This is a genomic window from Blautia sp. HCN-1074, from assembly GCF_037890165.1.
Lineage (GTDB): Bacteria > Bacillota > Clostridia > Lachnospirales > Lachnospiraceae > Blautia_A.
On record NZ_JBBKBP010000014.1, the window covers coordinates 37,940 to 50,785 of the forward strand.

Below are 12,846 nucleotides of genomic sequence, written 5' to 3' on the forward strand. Positions count from 1 at the left end.
TCTATTCCTGACAGGCCTCCTATGCATCATAGCCCTTATCTTCTTCAATAAAAGTACCCTGAAACAAATCACCACCACCGAAAAAGAAGTCGACACCATGTCCGAGCAGCTCACCGCCAAACGCGACGAAGTCAAACAAGCCGTCGATAAATATGCAACTGCCATAGACACCGTTCAATCAAACATCGACCGCATGAAACAAAAACAACAGACAGCCTCCCAGAAGAAAACACAGGAAAAAGCCGAAATCACAGAAGAACCATCCAAACCATCCGTTTTCAACGAAGCCAACACCTCTTCCGGTTCAAGCTCAAATACCAGCGTTTTCTCCTCCCAGCCAGAAGACAACGGCCATATAGTAGGAATAGACCCCGGACACCAAAGCGAATCCGTAGATATGAGCGCATTAGAGCCAAACGGTCCCGGCTCCTCCGAAATGAAAGCCAAATGCTCCACCGGTACCCAGGGAACCTACAGCGGCGTACCCGAATATCAGCTCAACCTTGAGATTTCTCTCCAATTAAGAGACGAACTCGAACAGCGAGGCTATCAGGTCGTAATGACCAGGACAGACAACGAAACAGCAATCAGCAACATGGAGCGAGCTCAATATGCTGCTGCACAGGGATCAGAAATCTACGTCAGAATCCATGCAAACGGAGATAACTCCCACACAGCATCCGGAGCCCTGACAATGTCACCATCCCAGAACAACCCCTATATTCCACAGCTGTTCGACCAGTCCAATCATTTATCCCAGTGCATCATCGATTCCTACTGTGCCGCAACCGGTTTTCAAAATCTCGGAATCCAATACACCGACACCATGACCGGAATCAACTGGAGCACCATTCCTGTCACAATCCTGGAAATGGGCTTCATGACAAGTCAGAATGATGACCTGAAAATGAACGATACCGAATTCCAGAAGACCATGGTACAGGGAATCGCAAACGGAATTGACAGCTATTTCTCATCATAATCGTACCGCAATTTCTTCTATATTAATATGAAAGGAAACAATCAAATGAGCATGAAAAACTCTGATAACAACAATAATGAAACTGACAGATTTTCCAAAAACGAAAAACCAATTTTCCTGTATACAGTGATTGGCGTACTGACAGTTGCTGTTATTGCACTGGGTGCAGTCTCCTTCTTATCACTGAACCATCTTGTCACCCTCCAGCAGAAAGTACAGACACTTTCCAACACCGTACAGGATATCTCAACTGATGCGAACACCCTCATCAGCCAGGCAGATCAGCTGGATGAACTAAGAGAACAGGAAAGTTCCGTTCAGACAACAACAGGAGAAACAACTGCTGCCGCCCAGTCTGAATCACCAGAACCCGCTCCAGGATCAGAACAGGAAGGAACACTTTCCCCTTCTTCCGGCACCACATTCACTGACAACACAGACTCCAGTATGGATAATCTTCTGAATCAGGTACAGTCACTACTCCCAACAGATAACGGAACCTGGTCCGTATATGTCTGCAACCTGCTGAAAGATTCCGATGGAACGATCAATGACACTCCAATGCAAGCTGCCAGCCTGATCAAACTTTATATCATGGGTGCTGTCTACGAAAATTATGGAACAATTGCCCAGTCCCATAACAGCGAAGAAATAGACAGCAATATTTCTGCCATGATCTCCGTCAGTGATAATGATGCTGCCAATACTCTGGTAAACTGGCTCGGAAACGGCAATGATGCCGCCGGTATGGCAAAAGTAAATAATTTCTGTCAGGAACATGGTTTCACCAGCACACAGATGAACCGGCTCCTTCTCGCCGGCAAAGAAAATGGTGACAATTATACATCCGTCAAAGACTGTGGAACATTCTTAAAACAGATTTATCAGGTAGTCAATGGAACTCTTCCATCATCTACTCTCGCAAATGCAGACGCCATGTACTTCCAATTAAAAACACAGCAACGCAAGAATAAGATTCCGGCTCAGCTCCCTGAGGGCGTTGGCACCGCTAATAAAACCGGCGAACTCGACACAGTAGAAAATGATGCAGCGATCATCTATGACACCGCCAAAGGCATTGATCTTGTTGTATGCTTCATGTCACAGGATCTCACCGATACCGGCGCAGCCCAGAGCACCATTGCTGCAGATGCACGCGCTATCTACGGATATTATAATGAATAAACACTATCTTCTGAATCTACAGTCTATCCAGATAATTGTCATAAATCAGATAGATATTCACAGTTGAAACAAAGAACTTACTTGATTCGATTAAAAGAAGGAGGCACATCCCTTAACGGGTTGTGCCTCCTTCTGCAAATTCAACAGGAAGAATCGTCAATGTTTCTATCTCTTCCCCTTTTATTTTCTTTAATAAAAGTTCCACAGCCTTTCGTGCCATATCCGGTACAGGCTGTACGATCGTTGATACCAGATATTTTCCGCTGTTCATCCACTGCATTCCATCATGTCCCACAAGCTGAACTTCCCCCGGAACTTCCACACCAAGAAACTGCAGCTGTTCCAGTAAAGCTTTCGCAAGCAGATCTGTGCTGGTATAGATACCATCGTACCTCATTTTTCCGGTCTTTCTTGCAGATATGATAAAATTCCTCAATATCCCTTCCACAGAAGTTTTTCCTCTGATCAGATCAAAATCATCTCCCAGATTTAATGTTTCACAGGAGACTCCATGAGCATCACAATAGCTCTTAAATCCTTTTCCCCGCTTCAACGTCTCTCCGGAAATCTCTGACCCATTTCTCAGATAGAGCAGATGTCTGCTTCCTGTTGAAATCATTTTCTGTGCAGCAAGTTCTCCTCCATGATAGTTATCTGAACTGATACAGCTTACTTTTTTGTGAAAATGTCTGTCCAGAGAGATAAGAGGAATATTTTCCGATACATATGGCTCAACATCCTGATATGTAACACAGATAATGCCATCCACTTTATTCTGCTCTGCCATACGATAATAATATTCTTCCTTCTCAGGCATTCCCTGTGTATTACACAGCAACAGTTTATAACCATTTTTATACAATTCCTGCTCAATATAGTAAACCCACTCTGCAAAAAAAGGATTCAGTATTTCAGGTACAAGTGCCGCTACTGTGTAGGTATTCTTTGTTTTCAGACCTCTGGCATAGAAGTTCATCTGATACCCAAGCTTTTTTACAGAAGCTTCTACTTTTATTCTGTTTTTCTCACTTACATACTGTCCGTTCAGCACCTTGGAAACAGTTCCAACAGCTACCCCTGCATCCTGTGCCACATCTTTAATTGTTACCATATACAACTCCTGATATTTTTTACTGTATATTGCTTATAAAACGGACAAAGTCATCTACTTCCACTATATGCTCATGAACGCAGACGTTTCGCGATCTGCGTTCATGTTTCTCATCCGGACAGACTATAGTTGAAACAGGAGTCTTACCTGATCCGGTAAAAATCTTTATTTATACAGACACATTTTCTCTGAAACTTTTAAATCTTCTGTTCTGAAAACTTCCCAGTCCATACCCAGAATATTCTCTTCTGTTTCCGCTGCGCCATATACCTTTCCGTTTTCTGCAAATACCTCAATAACTTCCTGGTCAAAAATAAAACTGATTTCCTGCCCTGCTGAGATTCTTTCTTTCATATAATATACATGTGTTTCTGTATCCTCAATACTCAGGATATTGCTGTAGAAATCCGCTGTCAGTCTCAGGCTTCCGATTGTCAGTCTCCACTCTCCCTTAGTACCTGCTTCCGGAGTCAGAACGATCTTGCATGCCTGTCCCTCAGGAGAAATCGTATTTTTAAGATTATCATACCATTCTGTTTCAAAATTCTCAAGTTCTTTGGCAGGTGCAAAACAGATTTTATAATCACTGCCTTCTTTTACCAGGGATAATTCTGTTGGAAGGGACATCAGTCCTCTGTAATTTCCTCTGTCATTCTTCATACGGAGCCATGCCATACTGATCACCCTGTCATCTACACCACTGAATGTCTGAGCTGCATAGGGCAGTACAGAGCTATACCCGGATTTACGGCATCCGTCAGGTTTAAACTTATACCCGTCAAATTCTCCGGTCATATAGTAACCATCTGCGGACCAGAATACCCATCTCTTTTCCCCTGGTGCATTTTTAACTTCCAGTTCAAGAAGATCCGGACACTCCCACATTCCAGGCTCTGAAATTCTCTGAGTTTCCTCCCAATTCAGCAGATCTGTTGAGCGATAGACCGCAAAATCATATCCGTCCAGGTATAATACCATAATAAATGCTTTGCTTTCTTTATGATAAAAAACCTTAGGATCTCTGTTCTCATTTACAATATGCGGCATACAGAATTTTTCCGACCTCTGAAGAGTTTTTCCTCCATCTGTAGAATACGCCAGTCTCTGGGTAAACAGATTTCCTGCATCCACAGACCACTGATTTCTGCCGCCTGCAGCTGTATAGAAGTATAACAAAGTTCCTTCGCCATAGCCTGTCAGATTATCTTTATCCTGAATTCCACAGCCGGAGTAAACAGTTCCTGTTTCATCCGGTGCAATAGCCAGTCCTTCCTGTTCCCAGTGATAGAGATCCTTACTCTTTACATGACCCCACTGCATATTTCCCCACATACTTCCATATGGATTCCACTGATAATAGAGATGATAAAATCCATCTGCATAAACCATACCATTAGGGTCATTATGCCATCCTGTTGCAGGTGCAGCATGCAGTTTCGGACGATAAGGATATACATTATCATAAGGTTTCCCGTAACAGAAAATTCCTTCCAGAAGTTCCTTGTCTGCACCTTCTACCTGCAGATCTTTTCCTAAGAACGCAGAAGCATCCCAGCATCCGTAAAACTCACAATCTGTTTTTCCAAGATGAATATCGATCTCCTGGATTTTTTTTCCTTCTATATAAAAATGCAGCTTTCTCTCCGGTGCATTTTTGCTTACCGGGAGCCAGATATACGGTTTTTCAACGTTTAATATCATTTTGTATCCTCCATTTAGCTGTTCCGTTCAAAAATCTTATACTTCCAGTTGTTGCTCATTTCATTTTTTATGGCTTCAGCCGATTAGTTTTTCGCTCCTGTAGATGCAATTCCTGCCACATAGTATTTCTGAAGACTAAGGAAAATGATCAGTACCGGAATTGTTACCAATGTCAGACCAGCCATAACATTTCCATAGTTAACCGGCTGGATACTGAACAGACTGCTCAGAGCCATCTGGATGGTCTGTTTGGAGCTGTCTGAGATTACCATAACCGGCCATACAAAATCATTCCAGCAGGCAATAAATACAAGAATACCAACAGTTGCATACACCGGTTTTGCCAGAGGCACGACCAGCTGGAAAAAGGTTCTAATCGCACTGGCGCCGTCCAGCTTGGCAGCTTCTTCAATACTCTCAGGAATTCCCATAAAGTTCTGTCTGAACAGGAAGATATACATAGGGCTTGCGATCGCCGGAAGTATCAGTGCAAGATAAGAGTTTGAAAGTCCCATCTTATAGATAATAGAGAACTGCGGAAGCATAACTGTCTGAGCCGGAATGATCATAACTGCCAGAATCAGTGCAAAAAGCAGATTTTTCTTTGGGAATTTTAATCTGGCAAATGCATAACCTGCCATAGAATTTACGATCAGTCCCAAGGCAATGATGACTATAATATATGACAGTGAATTCAGCATTGCTTTTACAAGAGGAAGCTTTGAGATAACCTCTTTATAGTTAAAAAATACATCTTCTTTGAATGCCGGTGCAAAAGCTTTCAGACTGGTAATATCTGAAAAGATCATGGCATCATCTTTAAAAGAAGAAACGATCATCCAGATCAGTGGAAACATAAAAATTAATGCTACCACTGTCATACCAATATATATAAGAAACTGTTTTGGCAGAGATGGTTTTTTACACATTTATTTTTCCTCCTAATCTTCGTTACTCTTATTTGTCAGCTTGTTCTGAATCAATGTAAGGATCAGTACCATAACTGTAAATACCAGTGCCATTGCAGAACCATATCCCATCTTGTTGTATTTGAAACCAGTCTGATAGATTTCATATACGATCGTCATGGTGGAATTCTGCGGACCACCGGCAGTCATCATCATTGGCTGGATGATCAGCTGGAAGGCACTTACTACAATAGACAGAGAAATAAATACTGTTATATTTCTTAATCCCGGAATTGTGATATTCCAGAACTGATTCCACTTTGTTGCGCCGTCCACTGCTGCTGCCTCATACAGATACTGCGGAATATCCTGAAGACCGGATAAGAAGATCATCATCTGGAAACCACAGCCCTGCCATGCTGACAGAATAACAATACACAGCATTGCGGTCTTTGGATCATTCAGAAATTTAAACGGCCCAATTCCCACACTTCCAAGCAAGGAGTTCAGCAAACCATTGTTCGGATTGTAAATATATGTCCAGAGAATGGAAACTACAACCAGAGATAATACAGTTGGTGCAAAAAATGCAAGTCTGTAAACTGAAATTCCTTTCATCTTACGGTTGATCATTAAAGCCAGGCCAAGTGCCAGGCATACCTGAAGCGGAACTACCAGAATTACGAATACAAATGTATTCACAATACTCTTCATAAATACTGTATCCTGAGTCAGTCGGATAAAGTTCTTCAATCCAACGAATTCCATTCTGTCTGGTTTCAGAATATTGTAATTAGTAAAACTATATCCAACCGTCATAAAGAACGGAACAAACAGGAAAATAGCAAGAAGTACAAATGCAGGTGCAACAAATGCCAGTCCCGTCCAGTTTTCTTTTGTCATTTTTTTTCTGGGTGCTTTCACCGGAAACCCTCCTTTTTACTCATATCAGAGATTCAGCCAGTAAAGCGGAAATTTGTGATCCGCCTTTACAATTCAAATTCCGGGACACCTTTCATGTATGATGCCCCGGAATTCTGTCACAGGAAATTCGAAACTTTTTTATGGAGTTCAGCAAACTCCGCAGTCACAATTACTGATTAGTAAATATCTGCCTGGAAGTTATACTGCTCTACAGCCTGATCCAGAGCTTCATCTACTTCCATACCTGTAAGTACGTTCTGTAATGCAGTTGCAAACTGATTGCTGAGGATCGGATAGTATACAGATACAGGTCTTGCTTTTGCTGTGTTCTGTAACTGATAGCTGAATACGTTCAGTGGTTCTTCATTGAATGCGTCAATTTTCTCAAATGCAGAACTTCTTGCAGGCGGCATTGCGTTTGCTTCGTACATTCTTGCACTGGCATCTGTGCTTGTCATAAAGCGAATCAGCTCTGCTGCGCCTTCTTTTTTCTCATCAGAGCAATTGCTGCTCATTGCAAATGTCCAGGAACCACAGGCAGATGCCGGAGTAGAATTCTCATCATAAACAGGCATTGGCATCAGACCCCAGTTAATATCGTATTTTGCAAGATTACCTGGTTCCCAGGATCCTGTCAGAGCCATTGCAGCCTGACCAAGTTCAAAGCTGTTCTCTGCAGGTGTTGCACTTGCATATCCATTGTCTGCCATGTCCTTGATCCAGTTAAATACATTCTTAGTTGCATCACCGTTAAGGAAGCCTTCTGCTGTTTCTCCGTCTTTGTCCAGTACGCTGCTGTCCTGAGAGTAGATCAGCGGAAGGAAGAAGTAGATACATGTCTCATCTTTTGCATCCAGAGACATTGTGATTCCATAGCAGTCATCTGTTGTCAGTTTTTTAGCTGCATCCTCAAGCTGTGCAAGAGTCCATGGTTTTTCTGCTGTAGCAGGCTCAATTCCTGCTTTTTCAAACATATCTTTGTTATAGAAAATACCTACAGAGGAGTCCATAGCACCTAATGTATATAATTCATCATTGTATGTACCCTGCTGGATAATAGACGGGTTGAAATCAGCTAATTCGTCTTCTTTGAAATAATCACCGATCGGTACGATTGCATTTGCATCTGCATACTGTGCAACTGCAACGCCATCTACTGTGAATACATCCGGAAGTCCGCCGTTTGTGATCGCTGCATTGACTTTATCATCATATCCACCTGCGTCACCGCTTCTTGCAATCTGAGTTAAAGTTGCATGATAAGTTCCCTCATATTCCTTATTAAATTCATCGATCAGTGTTTTATAAAGCTGTCCTTCCGGTGAGTCGGTCTCATGAACCCAGATAGTAAGTTCTTCTGCATCTGCTGCAGAAGCTGTAACAGCTGTTGCGCTGAATACAGATGTCATCATAGCTGCTGCCATTACCACGCTTAATACTTTTTTCTTCATTTTTCGTCCTCCTGATTTTTGAGTTTGGTTATGTGGATTGATTTTGAAACGTTTCATCTTTGCTTTTATTTTTTGCATTCACAAAAGTATTTTTCCATCTGCCGGATTCAGATAAGCACTTTTATGAATGCATTATTGATATCAATGATTGTCTCAAAAATGAAACGATTCATTAGATGGTTTTATTATATAGTTGAAACGATTCATAGTCAAGAGACAATTATGCTGTTTTTTACTTTTCTAATATTTTCAACAATATTATATATCGTTTTTTATATATTATGCACAAAGCGCGGTTCTTTTAACAAAATAATAAGAGCAAAAAAGAAGCCCTCTGCCTATGCAGAATAGAACAATCTACGTCCGGCAATCCCGAACTGATTTATCCTGCTTAAAGCAAAAGGCTTCTCCTGTTTATACCATTATGCCTCTTCAGCTTCTCCCTCTTCATAGGACTTCTCCCATATCTCCGAGAACACTGCCAGAGGGCAGTCCGTCAGGAGACACATAAGAAGGAAACATTCATAAGGATTCACTATGTAGATTTCGCCCATTCCGCATCGAAGCAGGATGTCCTGAATCTCATCAAGGAAATGCTTGTATCTGTTAAATGGATCATCATCCTCCATCTCCTGCGATACAATAAAAAACTCCAGCGTGATCAGGTCAAATCGCTCCACAGGGAGTTTGTGGCTGAGGATGTTCGTGATTCTCTGTCTGCTGAAACGCTTCTGGCTGAAATGTTTTGCGAGAATGGAGGCCGACATCTTTTTCAGATTTCCCATTTTGTTAATCGGAATCCCGCTGCAGATTACTTTTTCCACATCGGACGGTGTGATTCTCTCTGCTGTCCACACTTTATCCCCACCTTTTTCCTCCTCATCATGTTGATAAAGTCCGGCGATAATCTGTTTTGCATGATAAAGCAGTCTCGTAAATTCCCGGAATGCCTGGCTTTTCTCGGATATCGGATCTACTCGTTTAGCCTTCAGTTTTGCAAGATAATCTATCAGCTTCTCTTCTGTATCCAGACAGAGATTATTTCCGTATAGAACCTGAGTATTATCCATTTCTACCGGAGAGAGCGTTTCATATTTCTTCTTTAACTCCTCTGCTTTGTGATATCCCTGCTGGGTACTGTAACAATACCAGTAGATTACCTCATCCGGATTGTGGAAATCAAAATCCTGCTCTTTTAATACTCTGGTCAGAAAATCCGAAACATCTTCGGCTGTCATTTTTAATCCGAATCCAAGCAGGAAAACGGTTTCTCTTTTTACTGAAGCCTGATTCAGCCAGTTATTGACCAGCGCCGATAATTTCGTTGAGGTAGGATTCATTGACTTGGGGGTATAGGTCTCTTTAAATGAATCCAGTATGATTTCCTTATATACCTCCTGTGGAACTTCTGAGAAAGGTTCTTCCAGTTCTGCTCTCTCATAAATGTAACGCTTCAGGTGATCGCCAAAGGATACCAGCTCCATCTCTTTATATAAATAATGAAAAATAACATCTGAATCCTCATCTTCGAAACTGTCAAGGCTTACTACCTGGCGGAATCTCTGAGCTGCCCTTCTGGTAAATTCATAATCCTGTACTTTATCAAATGCCACCGTCTGCTCAAAGTCCAGATCCTGCATACGATTTTTCATACTGCCTTCACCTCTCATTTTTTATCTTTCAGATTTTTCATCCATGTTTTTACCATTCGGACCGTATCTAACTTCTGCACTTCGCAAAGCACGATCGTCACATTGTCTCTTCCGCCTTTATCCAGTGCAGTCTGTAAAAGAGTATCTACCATTTCTGAAAGCCCCAGACCTCCCGACAGAATTTCTTCGATTTCTCTGTCCGAAAGCATATCCGTCACCCCATCCGAGCACAGCAGATATTTATAACCTTCTTTATGCTCGATTTCTGCCACAGATGGTTCCAGCATCTGCAGATCCTCGGGAAGTCCCAGATACTGTGTTAATGGAGCTTTTCCCACCATCGACCTTCCCAGAACATGATCGGTAGAAATCTGGCGCAGTTTATTTTCACCCCAGAGATAGATTCTGCTGTCTCCGAGATTGCAGGCAAACATAGACTCCGGCGTAAATAGAACCATCGCCATGGTACTGCCCATACTCTGAATATGGTTGTCCGTCCCATAACTGCATACTGCCTGATTCATCTTCTTACATATTCCATCTATGAACTCTTCCGGGATATCTCTCAGCATTCTTTTATTTGTATTGTAAAATTTTCCAAATTCTTCGGAAGCGAGAAAAGCTGCTACTTCTCCACAGCTTTCTCCTCCCATGCCGTCAAATACTGCCATTGCCGGTACTCTGCTTCCGGAAATAATCTTCGAACAGATGCCTTTTGTCCCCTCATTGTTCATTGGGAGGGATTCTCCAAAGCACCAGAAATTATCCTCATTATTTGCCCTGACATTTCCCATATGGCAGGTATATGCACACTCAATCTGATACGCCATCGTCTGTCTTTGTACCTTCTCCCTTCAATGCTTTCAGTGAATTATTCCAGTATTTCTCGCCACGTTTTACAAACTCATCATTATCTGTTTCATTGTCATGGCATTTGCCATTGGAATCGATCCAGCGGATCAGCTCACCGTCATCATAATAATAGTATTCTGAAGTTTCATCATACCAGATATATGCAAAGAAAAGCCTCTCACCCCAATAGAAATATTCCTCATAAACACCGTCTTCTGACTCTGCCGGGTAAACCAGAGCTTTCATGCATTCGCTTTCAATGTCCATATTTCCGTCTGACTGCTGAGTAGTCTTAACTCTGCGCAGATATCGTAAAACAGTTCCCTCTGTACCAACCCAGTCATAGCTGTCCAGATTGTCCGTAATCGTTGTTGCCTGCTCCTTGATCGTATCCAATGTCTTTGAGAAATCTTTGGAATCAGATTTCGAGGAGCTGTATTTCTTATCCTCCAGAATTGCAATCGGATTATCTTCCTGATTTGCCTGCTGGTTACGCAGACTTACTTTATAGTAAATGCCTGCCATACCCAGTATTGCTGCTCCTGCTACGATTGCAACCAGTGCCCTTCGCAACAACTGCTTCTTTCTGCGTCTGCGTTTTCTGGCTTCTACCGCCCTGGCAGATCTCATCGCAACTGTCTCTGATGGTGTTTCCTGAGTAATTGTACTTCTAACCGCTGAGGCTGTAGCACTCGTATTTCTGACCGTTGAAACTGTAGCACTTGTTGCTGCGCCTGCATTTCGCTGCTGCGTTTTATCTGCTGATACAGCAGTCTGTACTGATGCATCTGCTGTTCTCGTCCTATTCGGATTTTGCCCTGATGTAACAGCTGCTGTCTTTCTATTTACGGAACTGCGTGATGGAGCATCTGACAATCTCTTTCTGTCTGAAATATTTTGTCCACTTGACTGGCTTTTCTTTTTAGGCATATTCTGCTCTTGTACATCCCGTATATCTGATCCCGTTTTCTTTTCATTTTGGCTCTTTGAGCTCTGTTCGAATGTAATTTGTGGTGTCCTATACCGGTTTCCAACAGTTGATGCAATCTTAGATGAAGGCATCTCGCTTTGCGATATCTGCCGATTCTTTATAATTCTTCCATTCTTCAGATCATCTAGCGCACGATAAAACTCCTCCGGAGTCTGGTATCTCTCCGCAGGATCATAGGCACAGGCTTTCAGAATAATCTGCGCGAACAACTCTCCTGCATCCGCCGGAACGCTCATCTTCTCACCTGCGACACGCTTATTTAATGCATTCTCTTTATCTCTGTATGTAATAAACTGCTTTTCCAAACTCATAAATGGCAGTCTGTTGTGGTTCATCAATTTGTATAGTACAATTCCAAGGGAGTAAATATCCACTCTGCTGTCATATTTCTCGCCCTTATACATCTCCGGAGCCATATAAGAGTAAGTTCCCTTCTTGGAAAATCCACTCATTGTCCGCTCAAGTTCACGGGCAATTCCGAAATCTCCAAGCTTAAAATCGCCAAATCTGGATACAAAAATATTCTCCGGCTTGATGTCTCTGTGAATGATCTTAAGTTTCCGGCAATACTCCAGAGCTTTACTCAGGTCCATTCCAAGCTGTATCACTTCATTTTCAGTCAGCTGTTTCTCTGCACAATAATCAATAAAACTAGTAAGATATTCCATTCGTATGGAGATTTCCCAGCCTATGGCATCCAGATATTCCATAACCTTGAAGTCTTCTACAGAAACAATATAAGAATTTCCCCGGAAATACTCCATGGTGCTGATTTCCTGGATACACTCCTCTACCAGATTCTGAAAATACTGTCTGGTGGACTGGTCATCTCCCGTTTCGGAACGTACACTGTTTAGCTCGCTCTGGCTTCCGGGTATGTTGATGATCTTAATGGCTGAATAGAAAGATTTTCCACGTTCTGTTCTCTGCGCTTTGTAAACTTTTCCAAAAGAACCTTCGCCGATCTTCTCTATGATCTTCCATTCCGGCCATGCCGAAACCGGCAATTCTTTATCCATGCTACACCTCCTTCTTTGTCTTATATCTATAATACTTTCATTATGATATCAAAATCATAAAACAAATCTT

General features: G+C 42.1%; 10 protein-coding genes. 2 read left to right on the top strand and 8 right to left on the bottom strand.

Annotation, left to right across the window (positions count from 1 at the left end; all coding sequences use genetic code 11):
- Nucleotides 1–193: 193 nt before the first annotated feature.
- Both WKT11_RS12340 and WKT11_RS12345 read left to right on the top strand, forming a co-directional pair.
- Nucleotides 194–982: an N-acetylmuramoyl-L-alanine amidase gene (locus WKT11_RS12340; protein WP_340284608.1), complete on the top strand. Its 789-nt coding sequence runs from the start codon at nt 194–196 to the stop codon at nt 980–982.
- 45 nt (nt 983–1,027) lie between these two features.
- A complete protein-coding gene (locus WKT11_RS12345; RefSeq protein ID WP_340284610.1) occupies nt 1,028–2,167 on the top strand; it encodes a serine hydrolase in 1,140 nt (379 codons plus the stop codon).
- 112 nt (nt 2,168–2,279) lie between these two features.
- On the opposite strand, the gene WKT11_RS12350 is transcribed toward WKT11_RS12345, so the two are convergent.
- From WKT11_RS12350 to WKT11_RS12385, 8 genes are all read right to left on the bottom strand, one after another.
- Nucleotides 2,280–3,278 (bottom strand): LacI family DNA-binding transcriptional regulator, encoded by a 999-nt coding sequence (locus tag WKT11_RS12350; protein ID WP_340284612.1) that lies wholly within the window; start codon nt 3,276–3,278, stop codon nt 2,280–2,282.
- A gap of 165 nt (nt 3,279–3,443) precedes the next feature.
- Nucleotides 3,444–4,979, bottom strand: a complete 1,536-nt coding sequence (locus tag WKT11_RS12355; protein ID WP_340284615.1) for a glycoside hydrolase family 32 protein — start codon at nt 4,977–4,979, stop codon at nt 3,444–3,446.
- 83 nt (nt 4,980–5,062) lie between these two features.
- The gene (locus tag WKT11_RS12360) at nt 5,063–5,908 is read right to left on the bottom strand and encodes a carbohydrate ABC transporter permease (RefSeq protein ID WP_340284617.1); all 846 of its coding nucleotides are present in this window, start codon (nt 5,906–5,908) and stop codon (nt 5,063–5,065) included.
- 12 nt (nt 5,909–5,920) lie between these two features.
- The gene (locus tag WKT11_RS12365; protein ID WP_278277948.1) at nt 5,921–6,811 is read right to left on the bottom strand and encodes a carbohydrate ABC transporter permease; all 891 of its coding nucleotides are present in this window, start codon (nt 6,809–6,811) and stop codon (nt 5,921–5,923) included.
- A gap of 176 nt (nt 6,812–6,987) precedes the next feature.
- On the bottom strand, nt 6,988–8,262 hold the full coding sequence (locus tag WKT11_RS12370) for an extracellular solute-binding protein (protein ID WP_340284622.1): 1,275 nt from the start codon (nt 8,260–8,262) through the stop codon (nt 6,988–6,990).
- Nucleotides 8,263–8,684: 422 nt separating this feature from the next.
- Nucleotides 8,685–9,914, bottom strand: a complete 1,230-nt coding sequence (locus tag WKT11_RS12375; RefSeq protein WP_117675038.1) for a hypothetical protein — start codon at nt 9,912–9,914, stop codon at nt 8,685–8,687.
- Between the two features lie 14 nt (nt 9,915–9,928).
- A complete protein-coding gene (locus tag WKT11_RS12380; RefSeq protein ID WP_117674950.1) occupies nt 9,929–10,744 on the bottom strand; it encodes a PP2C family protein-serine/threonine phosphatase in 816 nt (271 codons plus the stop codon).
- Nucleotides 10,728–12,776 carry a serine/threonine-protein kinase gene (locus WKT11_RS12385; protein WP_340284627.1) on the bottom strand — a complete coding sequence of 683 codons (2,049 nt, stop codon included), beginning with the start codon at nt 12,774–12,776 and terminating at the stop codon, nt 10,728–10,730. Before WKT11_RS12385 ends, WKT11_RS12380 begins: the two co-directional genes overlap by 17 nt.
- Nucleotides 12,777–12,846: the final 70 nt, after the last annotated feature.